23 protein-coding genes are annotated in these 19,992 nt (G+C 65.7%); 9 read left to right on the top strand and 14 right to left on the bottom strand.

Annotation, left to right across the window (positions count from 1 at the left end; all coding sequences use genetic code 11):
- Positions 1–135 precede the first annotated feature (135 nt).
- The 3 genes from M5E06_RS09040 to M5E06_RS09030 are packed head-to-tail and all read left to right on the top strand — an operon-like array spanning position 136 to position 2,770.
- The gene (locus M5E06_RS09040; protein WP_252137907.1) at positions 136–846 is read left to right on the top strand and encodes a TetR/AcrR family transcriptional regulator; all 711 of its coding nucleotides are present in this window, start codon (positions 136–138) and stop codon (positions 844–846) included.
- Positions 843–1,826: an HlyD family secretion protein gene (locus tag M5E06_RS09035; protein ID WP_252137906.1), complete on the top strand. Its 984-nt coding sequence runs from the start codon at positions 843–845 to the stop codon at positions 1,824–1,826. The genes M5E06_RS09040 and M5E06_RS09035 overlap by 4 nt, the downstream gene beginning before the upstream one ends.
- A complete protein-coding gene (locus M5E06_RS09030; protein WP_252137905.1) occupies positions 1,823–2,770 on the top strand; it encodes an ABC transporter ATP-binding protein in 948 nt (315 codons plus the stop codon). Before M5E06_RS09035 ends, M5E06_RS09030 begins: the two co-directional genes overlap by 4 nt.
- Before the next feature lie 5 nt (positions 2,771–2,775).
- On the opposite strand, the gene M5E06_RS09025 is transcribed toward M5E06_RS09030, so the two are convergent.
- Positions 2,776–3,144 (bottom strand): hypothetical protein, encoded by a 369-nt coding sequence (locus M5E06_RS09025; protein ID WP_109152288.1) that lies wholly within the window; start codon positions 3,142–3,144, stop codon positions 2,776–2,778.
- A gap of 363 nt (positions 3,145–3,507) precedes the next feature.
- Between M5E06_RS09025 and M5E06_RS09020 the strand changes: the two genes are divergently transcribed.
- Together M5E06_RS09020 and M5E06_RS09015 are read left to right on the top strand one after the other, a co-directional pair.
- Positions 3,508–3,732 (top strand): SMc00767 family acetate metabolism repressor, encoded by a 225-nt coding sequence (locus tag M5E06_RS09020; protein WP_085090721.1) that lies wholly within the window; start codon positions 3,508–3,510, stop codon positions 3,730–3,732.
- A 173-nt stretch (positions 3,733–3,905) separates the two neighbouring features.
- Positions 3,906–4,145 (top strand): hypothetical protein, encoded by a 240-nt coding sequence (locus M5E06_RS09015; protein WP_252137904.1) that lies wholly within the window; start codon positions 3,906–3,908, stop codon positions 4,143–4,145.
- Here M5E06_RS09015 and M5E06_RS09010 read toward each other — a convergent pair.
- Positions 4,138–6,297 (bottom strand): hybrid sensor histidine kinase/response regulator family protein, encoded by a 2,160-nt coding sequence (locus M5E06_RS09010; protein WP_252137903.1) that lies wholly within the window; start codon positions 6,295–6,297, stop codon positions 4,138–4,140. The genes M5E06_RS09015 and M5E06_RS09010 overlap by 8 nt on opposite strands.
- 174 nt (positions 6,298–6,471) lie before the next feature.
- Entirely contained in the window at positions 6,472–7,248 is a 777-nt protein-coding gene (locus tag M5E06_RS09005) for a TorD/DmsD family molecular chaperone (RefSeq protein ID WP_252137902.1), read from the bottom strand.
- A 290-nt stretch (positions 7,249–7,538) separates the two neighbouring features.
- Between M5E06_RS09005 and M5E06_RS09000 the strand changes: the two genes are divergently transcribed.
- Positions 7,539–7,928: a carboxymuconolactone decarboxylase family protein gene (locus M5E06_RS09000; RefSeq protein ID WP_252137901.1), complete on the top strand. Its 390-nt coding sequence runs from the start codon at positions 7,539–7,541 to the stop codon at positions 7,926–7,928.
- Between the two features lie 6 nt (positions 7,929–7,934).
- Here M5E06_RS09000 and M5E06_RS08995 read toward each other — a convergent pair whose 3' ends face one another.
- The gene (locus M5E06_RS08995; RefSeq protein ID WP_252137900.1) at positions 7,935–8,210 is read right to left on the bottom strand and encodes a hypothetical protein; all 276 of its coding nucleotides are present in this window, start codon (positions 8,208–8,210) and stop codon (positions 7,935–7,937) included.
- 118 nt (positions 8,211–8,328) lie between these two features.
- A complete protein-coding gene (locus M5E06_RS08990; protein WP_252137899.1) occupies positions 8,329–8,988 on the bottom strand; it encodes an XRE family transcriptional regulator in 660 nt (219 codons plus the stop codon).
- Between the two features lie 93 nt (positions 8,989–9,081).
- Here M5E06_RS08990 and M5E06_RS08985 point away from each other — a divergent pair, with 93 nt between their 5' ends.
- Positions 9,082–9,279 carry a helix-turn-helix domain-containing protein gene (locus tag M5E06_RS08985; RefSeq protein WP_085090016.1) on the top strand — a complete coding sequence of 66 codons (198 nt, stop codon included), beginning with the start codon at positions 9,082–9,084 and terminating at the stop codon, positions 9,277–9,279.
- Between the two features lie 70 nt (positions 9,280–9,349).
- Here the strand turns inward: M5E06_RS08985 and M5E06_RS08980 are convergent, their stop codons facing one another.
- From M5E06_RS08980 to rfaD, 5 genes are all read right to left on the bottom strand, one after another.
- Positions 9,350–10,285 carry a ribose-phosphate pyrophosphokinase gene (locus M5E06_RS08980; RefSeq protein WP_085090015.1) on the bottom strand — a complete coding sequence of 312 codons (936 nt, stop codon included), beginning with the start codon at positions 10,283–10,285 and terminating at the stop codon, positions 9,350–9,352.
- A 201-nt stretch (positions 10,286–10,486) separates the two neighbouring features.
- The gene (gene pgeF, locus M5E06_RS08975) at positions 10,487–11,254 is read right to left on the bottom strand and encodes a peptidoglycan editing factor PgeF (RefSeq protein ID WP_109152294.1); all 768 of its coding nucleotides are present in this window, start codon (positions 11,252–11,254) and stop codon (positions 10,487–10,489) included.
- A 132-nt stretch (positions 11,255–11,386) separates the two neighbouring features.
- Positions 11,387–12,526, bottom strand: a complete 1,140-nt coding sequence (locus tag M5E06_RS08970; protein WP_252137898.1) for a class I SAM-dependent methyltransferase — start codon at positions 12,524–12,526, stop codon at positions 11,387–11,389.
- Positions 12,527–12,530: 4 nt separating this feature from the next.
- Positions 12,531–13,352 carry a prolipoprotein diacylglyceryl transferase gene (gene lgt, locus M5E06_RS08965; RefSeq protein ID WP_109152296.1) on the bottom strand — a complete coding sequence of 274 codons (822 nt, stop codon included), beginning with the start codon at positions 13,350–13,352 and terminating at the stop codon, positions 12,531–12,533.
- 11 nt (positions 13,353–13,363) lie between these two features.
- Positions 13,364–14,350 (bottom strand): ADP-glyceromanno-heptose 6-epimerase, encoded by a 987-nt coding sequence (gene rfaD, locus M5E06_RS08960; RefSeq protein ID WP_109152297.1) that lies wholly within the window; start codon positions 14,348–14,350, stop codon positions 13,364–13,366.
- Positions 14,351–14,582: 232 nt separating this feature from the next.
- Between rfaD and M5E06_RS08955 the strand changes: the two genes are divergently transcribed.
- Positions 14,583–14,948 carry a hypothetical protein gene (locus M5E06_RS08955; RefSeq protein WP_252137897.1) on the top strand — a complete coding sequence of 122 codons (366 nt, stop codon included), beginning with the start codon at positions 14,583–14,585 and terminating at the stop codon, positions 14,946–14,948.
- Positions 14,949–15,028: 80 nt separating this feature from the next.
- Positions 15,029–15,727: a hypothetical protein gene (locus M5E06_RS08950; protein WP_252137896.1), complete on the top strand. Its 699-nt coding sequence runs from the start codon at positions 15,029–15,031 to the stop codon at positions 15,725–15,727.
- Positions 15,728–15,851: 124 nt separating this feature from the next.
- Here M5E06_RS08950 and leuA read toward each other — a convergent pair whose 3' ends face one another.
- The 4 genes from leuA to M5E06_RS08930 form a co-directional block, all read right to left on the bottom strand.
- Positions 15,852–17,543 carry a 2-isopropylmalate synthase gene (gene leuA, locus M5E06_RS08945; protein ID WP_502801965.1) on the bottom strand — a complete coding sequence of 564 codons (1,692 nt, stop codon included), beginning with the start codon at positions 17,541–17,543 and terminating at the stop codon, positions 15,852–15,854.
- A 402-nt stretch (positions 17,544–17,945) separates the two neighbouring features.
- Positions 17,946–18,668: an LrgB family protein gene (locus M5E06_RS08940; protein WP_252137895.1), complete on the bottom strand. Its 723-nt coding sequence runs from the start codon at positions 18,666–18,668 to the stop codon at positions 17,946–17,948.
- Positions 18,665–19,060: a CidA/LrgA family protein gene (locus M5E06_RS08935; protein ID WP_252137894.1), complete on the bottom strand. Its 396-nt coding sequence runs from the start codon at positions 19,058–19,060 to the stop codon at positions 18,665–18,667. Before M5E06_RS08935 ends, M5E06_RS08940 begins: the two co-directional genes overlap by 4 nt.
- A gap of 125 nt (positions 19,061–19,185) precedes the next feature.
- Entirely contained in the window at positions 19,186–19,635 is a 450-nt protein-coding gene (locus M5E06_RS08930) for a pilus assembly protein TadG-related protein (protein WP_109074054.1), read from the bottom strand.
- Between the last annotated feature and the right edge of the window lie 357 nt (positions 19,636–19,992).

The following is a 19,992-nucleotide window of genomic DNA, read 5'->3' as shown; positions in this document are numbered from 1 at the left end:
AAGTGTCCGTGACTGTTCGCGGAAAGGCAAGACCTTTTGCATAGATTCTGCTGCGCCGCACAATGACCTTAGCCATTGGTGGAAGGACCAAGTCGTGTTAATTACTGACTGGTCAGTTATAAAAAGGGGCGAGCCATGCCCTCCCGCCAATCCGGTCCCAACTCCGATCCCGACTCGGGTCCTGTCCCTTCCGGCGACCCGCCGCGCTGGCGCCGCCGCAAGGAGGCTCGCCCGCAGGAGATCGTCGCCGCCGCGATGGATGTCTTCGCCGAACGCGGTTTCGCTGCCGCGAGGCTGGAGGAGGTGGCGGCCCGCGCCGGCGTCAGCAAGGGCACGCTCTATCTCTACTTTCCCAGCAAGGACGAGCTGTTCAAGGCGGTGATCCGCGCTGCCATCCTGCCCAACCTGCAACAGGCCGAGGCGTTGGTCGCCGCGGCCGGCGGAGCGTGCTTTCCGGTGCTGGAGCGGCTTCTGCGCATGGTGGCGCGGCTGATCGCGACGACCCGCATGGCGGTCATCCCGCGGCTGGTGATCGCCGAGGCCGGCAATTTTCCGGAGCTTGCCGCCTTCTACCACCGCGAGGTGATCCGCCGCGGCTTCGGTGTGCTGGCCGCCTTGCTGCGGCGGGGAATCGACAGCGGCGAATTCCGCCCCGTGGAGGTCGATCCCACGGTGCGCCTGATTGTGGCGCCGCTGCTGATGAGCGCCGTGTGGCGGACCTCCTTCGACGGCGTCGATGGCGAGCCGCCGCTGGACGTGACGGCGCTGATGGAAATCCACATCGACAATCTGCGCCGGGTGCTGCTGCGCGATACGGGAGACGGGGCAGGGGAGGGCGCGCCATGAGCGGCTTTCTCGGGACCATCCTCGACGGGCTGGCCGCGCTGGCGCTGGCGGCCGGTCTTCCCTTCGCGGCCGGCGGGCCGCCGCCGCTCGCCCATGGCTATGTGGAGGGGGAGTATCTGCGCATCGCCGCGCCCAGCGCCGGCATGCTGGAGAGTCTGTCGGTCGCCCGCGGCACGCAGGTGGCGGCCGGGGCGCCGCTGTTCGCCATCGACCGTGCTACCGCAACGGCAGAGCGCGACCGGCTGGCCGCGGCGCTGGCCCAGGCGCGGGCACAACGCGCCGACCTCGCCACCGGCAAACGACCGCAGGAGGTGGCGGTGCTGGCCGCACAGAAGGCGCGGGCGGAAGCGGCTCTGCGCTTTTCCACCGCCGAACTGGTCCGCCAGCGGGAACTGGTCGCCCGCAAGGTCTCCTCCCCCGACAAGCTCGATCAGGCCCTTGCCGCCTATGACCGCGACCGCGGCCAGGTGGCGGAGGCGGAGGCGCAGCTGGCGGTCGCGGCGCTGCCCGCCCGTCCGGACCAGCTGCGGGCGGCCGACGAGGCGGTGACCCAGGCGGACGCGGCTTTGGCCCAGGCGGAGCGCAGGCTCGCCGATCTGGCGCCCGTCGCTCCGGCGGCGGCGCTGGTGGAGGACACGCTCTACAATCCAGGCGAATGGGTGCCGGCCGGCTCCCCGGTGGTGTCGCTGCTGCCGCCGGAGCGGGTGAAGCTGGTGCTGTTCGTCCCGGAAACCGCCATGGCGGGCGTGGCGTCGGGGGGAGCCCTGTCGGTGCGCTGCGACGGCTGCCCGCCCGGCCTGTCGGCGCGGGTGACGCGGGTCGCCTCCCAGGCCGAATACACGCCGCCGGTGATTTACAGCGTCGGCAGCCGCGAGAAGCTGGTCTTCCGGGTGGAGGCAGTACCGGACCGGCCGCTGAATCCGGGGTTGCCGGTCGATGTCTGGCCAGTCGATGCCCAGGCGACGGGGGCAGTGCAGTGACGCCGGGCGGCACTCCCGCCATCGACGTGCGCGGGCTGGTCAAGCGCTTCGGCAGCAAGACCGTGGTCGACGATGTGTCGATCCGGGTGGAGACCGGGGAGATCTACGGTTTCCTCGGTCCCAACGGGTCGGGGAAGACCACGACGATCCGCCTGCTGTGCGGCCTGCTGACCCCTGACGCGGGGGAGGGCACCTGTCTCGGCCTCGACATCCGGCGGCAGAGTGCGGCGATCAAGCGGCAGGTCGGCTACATGACCCAGAAGTTCAGCTTCTGGGAGGATCTGAGCATCGCCGAGAATCTGGATTTCGTCGCCCGGATGTACGGTCTGCCCGACCGGCGCCGCCGGGTGGTGGAAGCGCTGGACCGGCTGGGGCTGTCCAACCGCCGCACGCAGTTGGCCGGGGAACTGTCGGGCGGCTGGAAACAGCGTCTGGCACTGGCCGCCTGCATCCTGCACGAACCGAAGCTTCTGCTGCTGGACGAGCCGACGGCGGGCGTCGATCCCAAGGCGCGGCGGGAATTCTGGGACGAGATCCACCGGCTGGCCGGGGAAGGGCTGACCGTGCTGGTCAGCACCCACTACATGGACGAGGCGGAGCGCTGCCATCGCATCGCCTACATCGCCTATGGGACGCTGATGACCTCCGGTACTGTCGATCAGGTCATCGCCGAATCGGGCCTGCACACCCGTCTGGTCTCAGGCAACGGCCTGCACCGCATCGCCGCGGCGCTGGAAGGGCAGCCGGGAGTGGAGATGGTCGCGGTCTTCGGCAGCCGCCTGCATGTCAGCGGCACCGACGCCGCGGCGCTGGACCGGGCGCTCGCACCTTGGACTCCACAGCCGGGGACTGGACAGCCGGCGCTGCGGATCACCGCGACGGAACCGACGCTGGAAGACGTCTTCATCCATCTGATGAACCGCAGCACCGACAATTTCCGCTGACGCGTTTACTCGGTCTTGGCGGAGGTGACGCCGGTGTTCTTGTTCCACTTCAGCGTCAGCTTGGTGATCTGGCAGAGGTTCAGGCCCTGCCACACCGCGGATTCGCCGTCGTCATAGACGACCTTCATGTCCCACTTGCAGACATTCTCGGCCTTGTCGAAGGCGACCTCGAATTCCTCGCCGTCGTCCAGGACATCGCGGCCGAGGATGTCTTCATCCCAGCTGTTGTTGTTGTTCTCCGAGACGTAGATGTGCTTCAGCGGATAGCCGGTCTTGTTGACGATGCTGAAATCCTGCTTTCCGGCGAACGCCGTGCCGTGCAGCAGGAACAGCGAGGACGCAACCAGCAGGGCCTTGGCGGCGACGTTCTTCAAGATAAGCTCCGTTTTGGAAAATCAAGTTTGTGTCGAAATCTAGGCATTGAAATCGAAAGACGTCAACTATCGAGTTAATCCAAGTTTCTGTTATGAGTCTGAAGTTTTGTTTCTGTGAACCGAAAGAAAAAACCGGTGGGCCGCCCGGCGGTACGACGCCCCGGCGAACTGCGACGGAAAGCGGTTCGCCGGTTGCAAGAGGCCAATGGTCGCAAGCGCTTGGCGCGTCGGGAACTTTGTCGCGGCGCACACAATGTGGTACATGATGGAAACCGGCATCCGAAGCCGGGCAGGATCATGACCAAGTTCTGGACCGCAGCCGGTCCCGCCGGGGCGGTCCCAATCCAGGGGAAGGAACAACGCATGTCGGGATTCAAGGACGCGCCGCCGGACGACCGCTCGGAGCTGACTCCGGAGCAGGAAAGCGCCATCCGCATCGTCGCCAACAACCTGCATCGCCTGAATGACGCCGTCGTCAAGGCGGTCGAGGCCGGCGTGACGGTGGAACTGATGCGCACCGCCCGCTATCACAACGAGGCCGGCAACTGGGGCGACCAGCTCACCCCGGTGATCCGCCCCGGCAAGTGACCGCTTCCGGCCGAACAGGCCGGTAGCTTGGCGAAAAGGCCCCATCCGTCCAGCGGGTGGCGGCCTTTTTTCGTATGTCGACAAAATTCGATGGCTGACGGAAGAGAGGGTGGCCGACAGCGGCAATGGCCACAAACTTGTTGGGCATTCCGCTATCGATGCGAGGCCCAGCCATGCTGTCACGCGACCCTGAACGGCGCGCAGCCGCAAGCCGTGAACCGACCGATCACCGCGCAGCCGGTCCCGATGCCGATTCTTCCGGGCGGACGCCGACGCCGGGGGAACTGAATGCGATGTGGAAGCTGAACCGTCTGGAGCAGCCGACCTTCGACGATCTGACCCGCGGCCTGTGCCTTGGTCTCGTCTGGTGCATGGCGATGTGGACGCCGATGTTCGTCAGCGCGCTTACGTGACTCCCTTGGGCGTAGTTCCCTGGGGCGTGATCCCCTCGGGCCGCGCCGATCCGGCACCCGCTCCCGCCTGCACCAGCGATCGGATGCGGGCCGCCAACTGGTCGGGGCTGAAGGGCTTCGCCAGAACGGACGCGGTGTCGGCGCCCATGGTGGCCAGCGACTCCGGGCTGTAGCCGGACGCCAGCAGCACGCGCAACTGCGGCCAGCGCTCGCGGATTTGGCGGGCAAGGTCGATGCCGGAGACGCCGCCCGGCATCACGACGTCCGACACCACCAGATCGAAATTCTGGTCGGTCTCCAGCAGGGTCAAGGCCGACACCCCGTCTTCCGCGGTCTCCACCGTGAAGCCCTCCTGGGTCAGCCCCTCGACCGTCGCCATCAGCACCAGCGGATTGTCCTCCACCACCAGGATGCGCAACTGGCGCAGGTCCGCCGCCGCAGCGGCCGGGGCTGGAGGCGGTTCGGCCGGCCGCAGGTCGGTCAGCGGCAGGTCGATGCGGACGCAGGTGCCGTCGCCGGGCCGGCTGTCGATGGCGGCGATGCCGCCCGACTGTCGGGCGAAGCCGTAGACCATCGACAGCCCGAGCCCGGTCCCCTTGCCGACGCCCTTGGTGGTGAAGAAGGGATCGAAGGCGCGGGCCATCACCTCCGGCGGCATGCCGGCCCCGGTGTCGGAAACCGCGATGCGGGCGGTGCGCGGCTCCGGCCCGGGGGATGCCGCGATGCGGATGCGTCCGCCGCCGGGCATGGCGTCGCGGGCGTTCAGCACGAGGTTCAGGACCGCCATTTCCAATTGCACCGGATCGACGGCGACAGGCATCGGCACCGCGGCGATGTCCCAGCCCAGGACGATGTCGGCGCGGACCGACCGCTCCAGCAGGTCGGCCATCCGGCGCAGGCTTTCGCCCAGATCGATCACCGTCAGGTTGACGGCGTCCTGGCGCGAGAAGGAAAGCAGTTGCCGGGTCAGCTTCTCCGCCCGATCCAGCGCGGTCCGCGCCCCGGCCAGGAAACGCTGGCCCTCGGCCGGCAGATGGCGGGCCATCAGATGCAGGTTGGCGAGCGCCGCGGTCAGCAGGTTGTTGAAGTCGTGCGCCACGCCGCCGGTCAACTGGCCCAGCGCCTCCATCTTCTGGCTTTGGCGCAGCGCCTCCTCCAGCCGTTCGCGGTTGCGCACCTCGTCCGCCCAGCGCCGGACCGCGGCATTTTCGGAGGCGGCGCGGCTGTAGGCCAGCCAGGCGATCAGCGCCAGCGCCAGCGTCGCCGGAGCAACGAAGGCGGCATCCAGCGCCATGTTCCGCCACCAGGAGCGGGCGATCTGCGTCTGGTCCAGCCCGTAGACGACATAGACCGGGAAATCGCCGACGCGCTTGTAGGCGAACACGCGCGACAGTCCCTGCACATGGCTGCGCCCGGTGCGGAAGATCCCTTCGTCCGGCTGCCTGTCGATCTCGGCGCGCAGCCCGTGGTCGGCGGGTAGGGTGGGCAGTGCCGCCGTCGGCCGTGACGGGTCCAGGGTGGGGTAGCGCATCAGGATCGCGCCGTCCTTGCGGATCAGCGCGATGGACTCCCCCTCGTCGCCGATGACCTGCCGGTAGAAGCTGGAGAAGTAATCGGGATTGACGATGGCGGCGATCATCCCGTCGAAATTGCCGTCGGGACCGCCGGGACCGCTGCGGCGCCGGCTGATGCCGAAGCTGGGCTTGCCGGTGGCGGGATCGGCGACCGGACCGGCGATGAGCAGACCGGAATCCTGTTCCCGCTGTTCCCGGAAATCCGCCCGATTGCCGACATAGGTCTTGCGCGACGGGAAGACGAGGCTGGAATTGCGCACGATCCCGTCCGGATCGGTCAGCCCGATGGCGCCGATCTGGTCCAGTTCGCCTTCCAGCGTCCGCAGATAACGGTGCAGCGACTCCGACTCGGTGATCTCGCGCCAGCTGCGCCCGTGGATGCGCTCGTCCACCCGGTCCAGCACCTGGGCCATGGTGTCGAACACCTTCAGCACATGCTCGTGCAGGATCAGTGCGTTCTTGCGGCTGTTCCGTTCGGCTTCTTCCTGGGCCTCCCACCGCTCGCGCCAGCCGATGCCGACGAACAGCACCAGCGGCAGGGCGACCGACACCGCCAGGAGGAGGCGCAGGAGGCGCAAGGATCCCCTGCGGTCGGTCCGACTGTCGAAGCTGCGAAAGGGCATCACCAACCATTGCCAAGGAGATGGACCGTGCCGACCCGCACCGGTAGAGCGAAGCCCGCCCCGGTCACCATGGCCCAAGCATTTGAGGCCGGGCAACTCTGACTTTACGGCAGGGCGCGGCCGGATGCGTCACGGGTCGCAGGTGCAGGCGCGGGGAAAGCGGCCTTCGGTCCAGCGGCGGCGTCGGCGGACATCGGATCCATCCTCGGCCGGCCGCGGCAGTCCGCAGGCTTCGCCGAGCCGGTCCCGCAGATCGTCGAGCAGCGCATTGGTCAGGATGGCGATCCCGGCGAAGAAAGGCTCCCGGCAGCGGGTGGCGACCCGGCTGCAGAAATCGGGAACCCAGCGCAGCGGATGACGGTCGAGAAAGCGGACCGCATCGATCATGCGGTCGCGGTCGAGCAGTGCCGCCAGCAACGCCAGTTCCGCGGCGACATGGTCGTCCGGCAGCCGGTCGAGCGGCGAGCGCCGCAACTCCGCCTCCAGGCCGCTCCGCCAGCGGGACAGGGAGGCGGCGGCATCGGCCCGCAACTCCTCGTCCAGCCAGGAGCCTTCGGTCGGGCAGGCGCGCAGCTCGCCGCTCCGGTGGATGGCGGCGAAATCGGCAGACAGCGGGGTGAGGCTGCGGCGGGTGATCCGCTCCGGCAGGTCACTCACCACCTCGTCGACCAGGGCGGCGGCCTGCAGGGCGTCGTCGCGGTCTAGCGCCAGGGGGCCGCGGGCGACCGGGGCGTTGCGCAGCGCCTCCAGCAGGGCGGGAGTCGGCTCTTCGGCATGCAGATGGGAGAGAAGGCGCAGCCCTTCGGCGGTGGCGCCCGGATCCAGACCGCCGGAACCGGTGCGGTTCGTGACGGGAACCCCGCCCTGGCGGGGCGGTGACAGGGCTTCTAGGGCCGTGCTCTCCACGCTGTTCCTCCGGGCAGTCGGGCCGGATCGGGCGAATGCCGGGACCGGGCCGCATGGGAACGCTGCACGAATGGTTTTCGTGTCTTATGGAAGTCTTGCGGTGCCGCCGCTTGCGGCCGGATTATCGTCCGAACGTTTGCGCGATCTGTTGCAAGTCTCTACTACCAGGGGGACAAGCATTGGTCAATGTGGCCGATGGATCGGGGAAAGGCATAGAGCGGCGGTTGCCTTGCGACACGATGTCCGGCCTTATCGCAAGTCACCCGTCCCACACAGGAGGCTCCGCCGCCATGCCGCTCCCCCTCATCGAACAGGCCGATGCCACACCGGAAGTCCGCGCCGTCTACGACGACATCAAGACGACGCGCAACGTTCCGGACGTGAACAATTTCTGGAAGATGATCGCCCACCACCCGCCGACCCTGGCGCGGACCTGGGACAGCCTGAAGGAGGTGATGGCCCCCGGCGCGCTGGACCCGCTGGTCAAGGAAATGATCTTCGTCGCGGTCAGCGTCACCAACAACTGCCAGTACTGCATCCGCTCGCACGAGGCGGCGGCGCGCCGGCTGGGCATGACCGACGCGCAGTTCGGCGAGCTGATGGCGGTGGTGGGCATGGCCAACGAGACCAACCGCCTTGCCGTCGGCTATCAGGTGGAGCTGGACGAGCGGCTGAAGTGATCAGCGTCAGGCGGCGCGCGGCAGCGCCCGTGCCGCCACCCCTTCCAGACGTCGTTGCGGCAGGCCGTTGATCAGGTCGCTACGAACGATGAAATGGGCGATGCTGCGGCCGTCGCCCAGCTCCTCGCTGGCGATGCGTTCCACCCGCACCTCCACGTCCCAGCCGATGTTGGCCCAGGCGGTGCGGATGCGGCGGGCCAGTTCGCGGGCGCCGCGCTCGCTGAAGCTGTCGAGCCGACCGGCCGACGGGCCGGGGTGGAAGCGGGGATAGGGCTGGGGCATGGCCGTGTCTCCTTGCTCGGATGCGATGCACCGGACTGTCCGGCGATCCGCTGAACAAGGAATAGTCCAAAATGGACTATTTTGGCTAACGAAAGCCGATACCGAAGCGGTATAGGCGTCAGGGCTCCTGCAGGCCGACCACGGTGTGCAGGGTGTCGAGGTCCTCCAGCGCCACGGCGAACTCGCGGTCGGCCGGACGGTATTCACGCAGGATCACCGCATCGGTGCCGCGGCGCACGAACTCCTTTACCAGCACCGCCTTGTTGCGCTTGACCACCACCACGCCGGACCCTGGTGCCGGCGGCTTGTGCGGGTTGACGTGCAGAAGCTGGGCCGGGCGGAAGCGCGGCATCATCGAGTCGCCGACCACATACATGGCGTAAGGATCGCGGGCGTTCTTCAGGTAGTCGGGCCGGGCGATCCAGTCGATGGGGCCGTCCTCCAGGAACATTTCCTGGTCCACCCCGCCACGCGCCGCCGCCCGCACCGGCATCGAGGCGGCGGCCTGCGCCTGCGGAGCCGGTGCCGTGCGGAGCAGCGGGGCAAGCGCCGGGCGGGCGGGGCGGGGCGTCGCTGGGGTAACCGCCGGCACATCGAGGCCGAGCAGGAGCGCCGGCTCCACCCCCAGCGGACGGGCGAGCTTGACTGCCCAATCGACGGTCATCTTGCGCTGGCCGGTCTCCAGCTTGTTGATCTGGGGCTGGGAGGTGCCCGCCAGTTCGGCCAGCTTCTCCTGGCTCAGCCCGGCGGCCTGCCGCAGTTCGCGCATGGTGGTCATGGGCCGTTCATACCAAATTGGCTTTGGAAAGTCCATAACTGCGGCATAAAGCCAGTTGCGCGCAGAAGCCGGCCTGGTCTAAACCATTGCGGTATGACGCTCGACGACTGGCTCACCCGGACCGCAACCAAGGAAGAGGCCTTTGCCGCCCTGATCGGGACGAGCCAGGCCACGGTCAACCGCTACCGCCACGGCCGCCGCGTCCCCCGTCCCGCCGTGATGGCCCGGATCGCCGCCGCCACCGGCGGGCAGGTGACGGCGAACGATTTCCATGGGCTGGGGGAGGGGTGAAGGCGAATTGCACGCAACAGAAAAGGCCCTCTCCCGATGGGAAAGGGCCTTTTCTGTGAAGCTGTCGCTCTTAGGAGAACAGGCTCGACACCGACCGCTCTTCGCTGATGCGCATGATCGCTTCGGCGAGCAGCGGGGCGATGGTCAACTGGCGGATGTTGCGCGACACGCGCACCGCTTCGGTCGCCTGGATGCTGTCGGTGGTGACCAACTGCTCCAGAGGCGACACGGCGACGCGGGCGACCGCACCGCCGGACAGGACGCCGTGGGTGCAGAAGGCGTGGACCGACTTGGCGCCGGCTTCCATCAGCGCGACCGCGGCGTTGCACAGCGTGCCGCCCGAGTCGACGATGTCGTCGATCAGGATGCAGCGGCGGCCGTTGGCGTCACCGATGATGTTCATCACCTCCGACACGCCGGCGCGCTCGCGCCGCTTGTCGATGATGGCCAGATCGGCGTCCAGGCGCTTGGCCAGCGCGCGGGCGCGCACCACGCCGCCGACGTCCGGCGACACGATGGTGACTTCGCCGATATTCTCGAAGGACTGACGGATGTCCTTCTCGAAGACCGGGGCGGCCATCAGGTTGTCGGTGGGGATGTCGAAGAAGCCCTGGATCTGACCCGCATGCAGGTCCATCGTCAGCACGCGGTTGGCGCCGGCCTGGGTGATCAGGTTGGCGACCAGCTTGGCCGAGATCGGCGTGCGCGGGCCGGTCTTGCGATCCTGCCGGGCGTAGCCGTAGTAGGGAATGACCGCCGTGATGCGCCGGGCCGACCCGCGCCGAAGCGCATCGATCGTTACCAGCAGTTCCATCAGGTTGTCGTTGGCCGGAGCCGAGGTCGACTGGACGACGAACACGTCCTCGCCGCGCACGTTCTCCAGGATCTCGACGAACACCTCCATGTCGGAGAAACGGCGTACGCTCGCTTTCGTCAGCGGCACGCCGAGACAGGTGGAGATCGCCTCGGCCAGCGGACGGTTGCTGTTGCCGGCAAGCACCTTCATCGGGGTCGGCTCTCTTTGCAGGGATACGGCTCAAGGCACGTTGGACGCTTGCACGCCGCCGCCCCTTGAAAACGGGGCGGACCATAACAAAGGGCCGGGCCCATGTAAACGTTCCATGACGGTGTGGTCTTTCCCCATTGGGAATGCCGCCCTGCGCGGGCGGCATGACCGTGGCCCACACCGTTGCCCGTTCGGGCTGGTTCAGGTCTGCAGGACGATGGCCGAAAGGCCGCGGCCGTAATCCGATTCGCCCCGAAGGCAGGAGCGGCGATAGCTGAAGAAGCGGTCCTCCTCCGCCACCGTGTCGTTGGGGCAGCGCTGGATCACCGTGACGCCGGAGTCGCCCAGCCGGCGCGTGACGTAGGCGGCCAGATCGAACAGGAAATGGCCGGGCTTGCGGGCCGGGGCGAAATAGTCGCGGTTGCGCGGGTCCTCCTCCTCGAACGGGGCGGGGAACTCCGGCCCGACCTCGTAGGAGCGCTGGGCGATGCAGGGACCGATGCAGGCAACGATCCGGTTCGGCTTGGCGCCCAGTTCCACCATGCGGGCGACGGTCGCCTCGATGACGCCTGCCTTGGCGCCTTTCCAGCCGGCATGGGCGGCCCCGATCACCCGCGCCTTGCTGTCGGCGAACAGCACGGGCGCGCAGTCGGCGGTCAGGATGCCCAGCGCGATCCCCGACTGCCGGGTCGCCATGGCGTCGGCCTTCGGCGCCGTCTCGGGCGTCCACGGCTCCTCCACCACCACGCAGGTCGGGCTGTGGACCTGGTAGCAGGTGACGAGATTGCCGGGCTCCACCTCCATGCGCGCCGCGGCGCGGGCGCGGTTCTCATGCACGGCTGCACTCGAGTCGTTGGAGCCCAGCCCGCAGTTCAGCGAGGCGTAGAGCCCGGTGGATACCCCGCCGGTGCGGGTGAAAAAGGCGTGGCGGATATGTGTGATGTCGTTCAGCGCGCCGAGTGTGATCACGAACGCCGTCCTTCCCTGTTCTGTGGCCTCTCTCATGCCCAACAGGGCAGGGGGCCGCGATGCACCGTCCGCCCGGATTGTTCCGGTGGCGGTTACGGTGCGGTGTCTCTAACCGGTTTCGGCACTTATTGGTCAGAAGCCCGCCGGCGGGGTGGCGTCGGCGAAGGCTCCGGGCGTGGCAAGCGCGACCAGCTTGAACAGCCTGCCCATTTGCGCCGGATCGATCAAGCGGTCCAGCGCGCCGCGGATGTCCTGCGCCTGGGCCGGGCTGGCCTTGGCCGACAGGGCCGACGCCCGCTGGCGGATGCCCAGCCGGGTCAGCCATTCCCCCTGCTCCACCGGGCCGAAGGGCTGGGCGCCGGCCTCCCGCGCCGCGGCGGCGATGCCGGCGAAATCGACATGGGCGGTCAGGTCGGCCTCGCCCGGCGCCTCCAGCACGGGGGCATAGGCATGGCGGCGCATCGCCTGCAGCGTGTCGCCGACCGCTGGACCCTGGACATAGCCATAGTCGATCACCAGCGCCGCGCCGGGGGCCGCGGCCAGCCGGGCGCCGATCACGCGCGCCACCGCCTGCGATGCGGGGGAGACCTCGACCACGCTGCCGTCGGGCGCGTCGCGGAGCGAGTCCGGCACCAGCCGGCTGCCGGAGCTGCCGAAGGCCTCCAGCACGAAACGGAAGCGCGGCTCGCCTTCCGTGCCGTCGGGGTCGATGTCGACCAGCCGCTCGAACCAGCCATGGCCGGTCTTCTGCACCTGACGGATCGGCAGGGCGTCGAAGAACTCATTGGCGATCAGGATGGTCGGGCCGTCCGGCACATCCTCCAGCCGGTCGTGCCATTGGATGGAGTCGCCCAGGATCGGCTGCAGCGTCTGGCGCTGACGCTCGCGCAGGTGCGGGCTGGTTTCCACCAGATGGACGGTGGCGTTGTCGCGGAACAGCGGCAGCACCGCCGCCGCCCGCAGCACGTCGGCCATCAGCGTGCCGCGGCCGGGACCCAGCTCCACCAGATGGAAGGGGCCGGGGCCGCCGAGCCGAGCCCATGTATCGACGCACCAGAGCCCGACCAGCTCCCCGAACATCTGGCTGATCTCCGGCGCGGTGGTGAAATCGCCGCCCTTGCCGAACGGGTCGCGCCGCATGTAGTAGCCGAAGCGCGGATGGCCCAGCGCCTCCGCCATGAAGGTGCCGACGCTGATCGGCCCGTCCATCACGATCCGGCGGGCCAGCAAATGGGACAGACTGTCCGGAGCGGCGCTTTGGTCCCCGGCCATGGCGTCAGGCCGGCAGAGCGTGGCGCCGGCCGCGGACGACCAGCCACAGCCCGATGGCCAGCATCGGCAACGACAGCAGCTGTCCCATCGTCGCACCGGCGAACAGGAAGCCCAGCTGCGGGTCGGGCTCGCGGAAGAACTCCACGGTGATGCGCGACAGGCCGTAGCCGATCAGGAACAGCCCGCCCACCGTGCCCGGCCGGTGGCGGACTGCCGGAATGCGGATGGCGATCGCCAGCAGGATGAACAGCACCACGCCTTCCAGCGCCGCCTCGTAAAGCTGGCTGGGATGGCGCGGCACCTGCAGCGGATCGCGCGGAAACACCATGGCATAGGCAAAATCGGGGGCCGGCCGGCCATACAGCTCGCCATTGATGAAGTTGGCGATGCGGCCGAAGAACAGACCGATGGGCGCGCAGGCGGCGATGATGTCGCCGAAGACAAAGGTCGAGATGCCGCGGCGCCAGCAGAACAGCCCGATGGCCGTCAGCACGCCGACCATGCCGCCGTGGAACGACATGCCGCCATGCCAGACCTGCAGGGCGTCCAGCGGGTTTTCCATGTAGTAGGGCAGGTTGTAGAACAGCACATAGCCGATCCGCCCGCCCAGGATGGTGCCGATCACCGCCCAGGTCAGGAAGTCGTCGAACTCCTCCGGCTTCGGCCGCAGATCCGGGTCGAGCCGCGCCAGCCCCATGCAGTAACGCCAGCCCAGCACGAACCCGGCCAGATAGGCCAGCGCGTACCAGCGGACGACGACCGGTCCGACGGCGAAGGCGACCGGATCGATGGTGGGGAAGGCGACGACTGGCAGGGTGGCGAACATTGGAACTCCGGTCAGCGGTACGGGTCGGGCTGCGACAGGAAATCCTGCACATAGCGCCGGACACCCTCTTCCAGCTCGGTGAAGGGCTGGTCGAATCCGGCGGCGCGCAGGCGATCCGTCGTCGCCTGCGTGAAATATTGGTATTTGCCGCGCAGATGCTCAGGCATGTCGAAGTACTCAATCCGGGGAGGCAGCCCCAGAGCGGCGAAGGTCGCCAGCGCGAGGTCCTTGAAGCTGCGCGACTTGCCGGTGCCGACGTTGAACAGGCCGCTGACCTCCGGATGGTCGTACAGCCACAGCATCACGGCGACGCAGTCGTCGACGTAAATGAAATCGCGCAGCTGGCCGCCATCCTCGAAGCCGTCCTTGTGCGACTTGAACAGGCGCGCCGGATTGCCGGCCGTCAGCTGCGGATACAGCTTGGCGACCACGCTCATCATGTCGCCCTTGTGGGCTTCGTTGGGGCCGTAGACGTTGAAGAACTTCAGCCCCGCCCATTGCGGCGGCACGAGATCGCCGCCGGCGACGGCGCGGGCGATACGGCGGTCGACCAGATGCTTGGACCAGCCATAGGCGTTCAGCGGCCGCAGCCGCGCCAGCCCGTCGCAGGACCCGTCATCGTCGAAACCGGCGGAACCGTCGCCATAGGTCGCGGCGGAGGAGGCATAGATCAGCCGGCAGCCACGCCAGGAACACCAGCGCCACAGGTCCAGCGTCAGCGCGACGTTGTTGGCGACGATCTTGTCGACGTCCCGCTCGGTGGTGGCGGAGATGGCGCCGAGATGGAAGACGGTGTCAATCTCCGCCGCATGCTGGTCGAGGAAGGCCAGCGTCTGCTCCGGCGGCACCAGAGCTGCGACCTCGCGCTTGGCGAGGTTCTGCCACTTCTCGCCGTCACGGAAGCGGTCGATGACCGCCACGTCGGTGATGCCGCGCGCAGCCAACGCCGCGACAAGGTTGGACCCGATGAAGCCGGCCCCGCCGGTGACCACGATCATAGCGCTGTCCGCTGTTGCTCGACGCGTTTCGTGGGGACTTATAGGCGGGCGGGGCGGGCGGAGCAAGGTTGGGGCGTGCGGGCTTGTGGCTGAAGCACTCAAACAGTGAATGCAAATCTGACAAAAATCTATCTTGGTTGTAGGTGATCAAATAAAGTCTCCATTTGCGGGAAGTGTCGACGTACGATATATTAAAAATGGTTTTTATGAAAACATACATTGGAGTGAAAAGATGGCTGAGGTGATTGATAGACAGATCGGAGCTTCTAGAGCACCATCTTTGGAGGAAATCTCATCTAGGGTTGATATTTTCTCGGAAAAACTGCAAAGCATTGAAAGGTTGATAGAAAAAGATTCTGAATCAAAAGAAAATCAGATCAATCTAGTCAAGGAATACTTTGACGCAAAGGTACGGAAATCTGATGACATAATGAAGTTTGCTCAGATATCCGTTTGGGCGATAATTGGCGTTGCTGCACTTGTAGCTTTTGTGGGATATAAATCGTTAGAAGACTTTTCTAAACAGTCTGAGAGTATAATTTCTTCAAAGATTGATAGATTGTCTCGATCCGACTGGGTGAGGCGAATAGTTCTTTAGCGCAATTACAAAATGTTTTAGGGGAAGTAGGTGTAATAAGCCAGAAGATAAAAGAATTTGATAAAACATTTGGCGGCGTAATGCAGGATTCTAAGAATATTAATCTTGTAGATTATGACATATCCGGGGCGATTGAGCGCCTTTCGGACGAAAATGGTAAAGTTAGTAAAGAGAATAGAAAGCAGATGCTAGAAATATTGAGGAAAATAACAGAAAAACCGTACTCTGATATGTATGATAGCAGTTTTTACTTTAATGCTGCAGCAAGAGCTTCGTCTCTTGATCAGCATGGGCTTGCAACCAAACTAGCTGACATAGCTTATGAAAAGCATAAAACAGCTGTTCACAGTGTGCGTAGAATCAGATTAAAGATAGAATCTGGTGACTTTCAGGCTTCCGACGAAGTGAGAAAGCTAATAGTCGGGCTTACTCTAGAAAGACCAGAAATCGTTCTATCTGAAGCTTGGAATATCGCTGAGCATACATCGAAATATTATGAGCTTATTGAATGGATAGAGGAGTTGATCAGATCAAGGCCTGATGGTGGTGTTGGCGAAAATTATATTCCTTCTTATACATACGTGATATTAGGGCAGCTTTATCTGCGCTGGGGTGTTCCTGGCTCGATTGAGAAAGCTGAGGATTGCTTCAGAATAGCATTGGAGCTTCATCAGAAAGAGTCTCCAATGGCCTCGTGGTACAATGATACCATCCGAGACTATGTGGATAACAAGAAATATCTAGAAATTGCGCGAGGATACAGGAAGAAAACCGAATAATTCATACAAAATTACCTCGGAAGATTGTGTTTCTGCCCGAGTGGTGTTCAAGCGTTTAATTTTTATCAGTAGAGCGCACTGAGGGGCGCGGCTTTGTCGCCCCTCAGGCTCTTGTTCGCTACGGTTACCGCGTCGCCCGATTGGCCGCGCTCACCAGCGCCCGCAGCGAGGCGGTCACGATGTCGGCGTCGATGCCCACGCCGAACAGGGTCCTGTCGCCGGTCTTCACCTCGACATAGGCGCAGGCCTGGGCGTCCTCGCCGGAGCCGATGGCGTGCTCGCGATAGTCGACGACGTGCAGGTCGGTGCCGCAGCCCTGGCGCAGGGCGTCCAGGAAGGCGTCGATCGGACCGTTGCCCTTGCCCTTGGTGGTGATGATCTCGCCGTTGCGGCGCATCACCACGCTCATGGCGCGGGCGCCGGAGTTCGGGCCGCGCGGCTCGGTCGAATGCTCGACCAGTTCCAGCGGGGTGTCGGCGTCCAGATACTCGGCCTTGAAGGCGGCGTGGATGTCGGCGGGCGACAGCTCCTTGCCGGTCTCGTCGGCGACGCGTTGCACGACCTTGGAGAACTCGATCTGCAGGCGGCGCGGGATCTGCAGGCCGTAGTCCTTCTCCAGCACATAGGCGATGCCGCCCTTGCCGGACTGGCTGTTGATGCGGATCACCGCCTCATAGCTGCGGCCCAGATCCTGCGGGTCGATGGGCAGGTACGGGACCTCCCACTTGCCGGTGTTGGACTTGGTCAGCGCCTTCAGACCCTTGTTGATGGCATCCTGGTGCGAGCCCGAGAAGGCGGTGAACACCAGCTCGCCGGCATAGGGATGGCGCGGGTGCACCGGCAGCTGCGTGCAGTATTCCGACACACGGACGATTTCGTTGATGTCGTCGATGTTCAGTTCCGGATCGACGCCCTGGGTGAACATGTTCAGCGCCAGCGTGACGACGTCGACGTTGCCGGTGCGCTCGCCGTTGCCGAACAGGGTGCCTTCGACGCGGTCGGCACCGGCCAGCAGCCCCATCTCCGCCGCGGCGACGCCGGTGCCGCGGTCGTTGTGCGGGTGCAGCGAGATGATCGCCGATTCGCGGTTCTTCAGGGTGCGGCAGAACCACTCGATCTGGTCGGCATGCACGTTGGGCATCGACATCTCGACCGTGGCCGGCAGGTTCAGGATGACCTTGTTGGTGGGCGAAGCGCCCCAGGTCTCCATCACTGCCTCGCAAATCTCGACCGCGAAGTCCAGTTCGGTGCCGGTGAAGCTTTCCGGCGAGTACTGCAGGACGATCTCGGTCTCCGGCGTCTCGGCGGCCAGCTGCTTGATCAGCTTGGTGCCGGCGACGGCGATGTCGATGATGCCCTGACGGTCCAGCCCGAACACCACGCGGCGCTGCAGCTCTGACGTGGAGTTGTACAAGTGGACGATGGCGCGCTTGGCGCCCTTGATGCCCTCGAAGGTGCGGCGGATCAGCTCCTCACGCGACTGGGTCAGCACCTGGATGGTGACGCCGTCGGGGATCTTGCCCTGCTCGATGATCTCGCGGCAGAAGTCGAAATCGGTCTGCGAGGCGGCGGGGAAGCCGACCTCGATCTCCTTGAAGCCCATGCGCAGCAGCAGGTCGAACATCGCGCGCTTGCGGTCCGGCCCCATCGGCTCGATCAGCGCCTGGTTGCCGTCGCGCAGATCAACCGAGCACCACATCGGCGCCTTGTCCAGGGTGCGCGACGGCCACTGGCGGTCGGTCAGCTTCACCTGGGGGAAGGGGGCGTATTTGGACGGGGACTTCGGCAGGGTCGGGATGTTGGTGGCGGTGCTCATGACGTCGTTCGGCTCCACTGGCGGCCTCGGGTCCCGCTTTTTCAGTGCGGGCAGGAGGCGGCGGATCGGAATTTGAAAGGCGGAGGGACCGGCGAAGGGTACGGCCGCGGAGCCGCCGGAAGTGGCTCAGCGACCGTCGGTAAGTCGCAGTCCCGGCCCCTGCCGGGCGACGCCGATGCCGGCGCCTTTGCAAACATCGCTCATGGAACAGACACTTCGACCGATGGAAATGGTGTGCGAACGCGACAAACCCGGACGCTTAAAGCGCCGGGCCGAGAAGTCGAAGAAGGGCGTTCTTGCGGTCGATGGTGTTCATAGGGCGCACTGTGCGCAGGTGCGGCATGGCTGTCAAGCCTGGATTGGCGGAAATCGGACTGCGGGATGCACCAACCATTGCCGCCCTCAGCCCCAGATCAAGTGGTACAGCGTCGGCAGCAGCAGCGCCGTCGCCAGCCCGTTCAGACCCATGCCCAGCCCGGCGAAGGCGCCCGCCACCTCGTTGACCTGAAGGGCGCGGGCGGTGCCGATGCCGTGCGCCGCCACCCCCATCCCGAATCCGCGGGCGCGCCAGTCCTTCACCCGCGCAAGGTTCAGCACCCATGTGCCGAGGCTGGCGGCGACGATGCCGGTGATGATGACGAACACTGCGGTCAGCGACGGTAGGCCGCCGATCTGTTCCGACACGCCCATGGCGATGGGGGACGTGACGGATTTCGGCGCCATCGACAGGATCGTTACCTTGGTGCCGCCGCAGATCCAGACCAGCGCCACCGCGCTGAGTGCCGAGGCGGCCGACCCGACCAGCAGCGCCACCATCATTGCCAGGGCCGAACGCCGCACCTCCTGGAACTGGTTGTAGAGCGGGACGGCCAGCGCCACCGTGGCCGGACCCAGCAGGAAATGGACGAACTGCGCGCCGTCGAAATAGGTGCGGTAATCGATGCCCGACAGGCTCAGCGTGCCGGCGATCAGGATGACGGCGATCAGCACCGGGTTCAGCACCGGGCGGCGGCCCAGCTTCTCGAACACCCACAGGCCGATCTGGTAGGCGACCAGGGTCAGCGTCAGCCCGGCCAGCGGGCTGGCCGACAGATAGACCCAGATCTGGTGGAGATCGGCGCTCATGCCCGGTCTCCCTTCGCCGAATTCCCGGCCGGCTGCTCTTCCTCCAGCCGCGGATCGCTGCGGTTCAACAGGAAGGCCATCACCTTGGCGGTCACCGCAATGCCGAACAGGGTGCTGCCGAACAGGGCGACGACGATCGGCAGCGCCTCCGTCTCCAGGCGGGTGACATGCACCATCACCCCGACGCCGGCCGGCACGAACAGCAGGGACAGGTGACGCAGAAGCCCGCCCGCGGTGTCCTGGATCGCGGCCGGCACGCCGCCGCGCAGCAGCAGGCCGGCGAACAGCAGCAGCATGCCCAGCACCGGGCCGGGGATCGGCAGGTGCAGCAGGCGGGCGGCCAACTCGCCGGCCAATTGGCAGAGCAGCAGGAGCGTCAGGGTTCCGAGCATCGCGGACTCCGATGGAAGGGGCGCTGTGCGTCCCTTCTACCGCAGTTGCGAAGGCGCCGGGCTGCATTCCGCGAATGCGAGCCTCGCGAATCGGCGATGAAGCTGGCTGGAATGCGAAAAGGGAGTTATTGCAGCTTGGTGCGGGCGTGGAGACCGCGGCGGACGACGGATTGGGCCTCCACCGTCACTTCCTTCTTGCCGAACAGGCGCAGGAAGATGGCGTTGACGGTGGCATGGGCGCTGACCGTCAGCGTGCCGGCCGCCGCATCCTCGGCAATCGTCAGCGGCGACAGGTTCGATCCCAGGAAGCCGTTGGGGAAGGCCTTGTCGAAGAAACTGCGGATGTGGCCGTCGCGCTGCGAATCGAACATCACGCGACCGCCGGCCAATGCGGCGGCATCGACGGCTTGCGACAGCCGCGCCTCCACGGCATAGCTGCGCAGAGCATCGACGGTGCAGCCGGCGCCCAAAGCGGTCGGAATGGCGAGGATCAGCGCGACCACCAGAAGCAGGTGGCGGCCCGTCCGCCGGTCTTCGTGCCCGCCATAGGGCAGGGGACGATAGACCAAAGTCATTGCCGGCCTCCTAAGCAATTGCCTATGCAGAAAGGAGTGTTTTCGTTGGATGCATTACTCTTAGCATCATCCGACAAGCAGGCAAACCAGGAAATGCAGCAAAAGCACAGCAAAAATCGCGTCGCAAATTGCTATGTATTTTACGCAAAGGCGGTAACTCGAATTTGCGATGCTGCCCGCAAAGGGTAGAGCCCTCCACAGCGGGTGGAGAGCGCAGTCTCGACTTTGAAAACGCTCCCGAATCGAAATAGAGCCGAGACAAAAGCGGGGCAATCGGCCGTCGATCGAGCGCTGTTAAGGGTTCGTTCGTCCTCTCCGCCGGTAGGCTGGCATCCTGACGCCTTGATCCATGCCGGA

This window comes from Azospirillum sp. A1-3, assembly GCF_023806445.1.
GTDB lineage: Bacteria > Pseudomonadota > Alphaproteobacteria > Azospirillales > Azospirillaceae > Azospirillum.
Note: the sequence above shows the minus strand (reverse complement) of the source record. Positions and strands in the feature narration are given on the sequence as shown.

Coding starts and splice junctions, on each gene's coding strand:
- M5E06_RS09040 (WP_252137907.1), top strand. CDS start 136: ATGCCCTCCCGCCAATCCGGTCCCAACTCCGATCCCGACTCGGGTCCT.
- M5E06_RS09035 (WP_252137906.1), top strand. CDS start 843: ATGAGCGGCTTTCTCGGGACCATCCTCGACGGGCTGGCCGCGCTGGCG.
- M5E06_RS09020 (WP_085090721.1), top strand. CDS start 3,508: ATGTCGGGATTCAAGGACGCGCCGCCGGACGACCGCTCGGAGCTGACT.
- M5E06_RS09015 (WP_252137904.1), top strand. CDS start 3,906: ATGCTGTCACGCGACCCTGAACGGCGCGCAGCCGCAAGCCGTGAACCG.
- M5E06_RS09000 (WP_252137901.1), top strand. CDS start 7,539: ATGCCGCTCCCCCTCATCGAACAGGCCGATGCCACACCGGAAGTCCGC.
- M5E06_RS08995 (WP_252137900.1), bottom strand. CDS start 8,210: ATGCCCCAGCCCTATCCCCGCTTCCACCCCGGCCCGTCGGCCGGTCGG.
- M5E06_RS08990 (WP_252137899.1), bottom strand. CDS start 8,988: ATGACCACCATGCGCGAACTGCGGCAGGCCGCCGGGCTGAGCCAGGAG.
- M5E06_RS08985 (WP_085090016.1), top strand. CDS start 9,082: ATGACGCTCGACGACTGGCTCACCCGGACCGCAACCAAGGAAGAGGCC.
- M5E06_RS08980 (WP_085090015.1), bottom strand. CDS start 10,285: ATGAAGGTGCTTGCCGGCAACAGCAACCGTCCGCTGGCCGAGGCGATC.
- M5E06_RS08970 (WP_252137898.1), bottom strand. CDS start 12,526: ATGGCCGGGGACCAAAGCGCCGCTCCGGACAGTCTGTCCCATTTGCTG.
- lgt (WP_109152296.1), bottom strand. CDS start 13,352: ATGTTCGCCACCCTGCCAGTCGTCGCCTTCCCCACCATCGATCCGGTC.
- rfaD (WP_109152297.1), bottom strand. CDS start 14,350: ATGATCGTGGTCACCGGCGGGGCCGGCTTCATCGGGTCCAACCTTGTC.
- M5E06_RS08955 (WP_252137897.1), top strand. CDS start 14,583: ATGGCTGAGGTGATTGATAGACAGATCGGAGCTTCTAGAGCACCATCT.
- M5E06_RS08950 (WP_252137896.1), top strand. CDS start 15,029: ATGCAGGATTCTAAGAATATTAATCTTGTAGATTATGACATATCCGGG.
- leuA (WP_502801965.1), bottom strand. CDS start 17,543: ATGAGCACCGCCACCAACATCCCGACCCTGCCGAAGTCCCCGTCCAAA.
- M5E06_RS08940 (WP_252137895.1), bottom strand. CDS start 18,668: ATGAGCGCCGATCTCCACCAGATCTGGGTCTATCTGTCGGCCAGCCCG.
- M5E06_RS08935 (WP_252137894.1), bottom strand. CDS start 19,060: ATGCTCGGAACCCTGACGCTCCTGCTGCTCTGCCAATTGGCCGGCGAG.
- M5E06_RS08930 (WP_109074054.1), bottom strand. CDS start 19,635: ATGACTTTGGTCTATCGTCCCCTGCCCTATGGCGGGCACGAAGACCGG.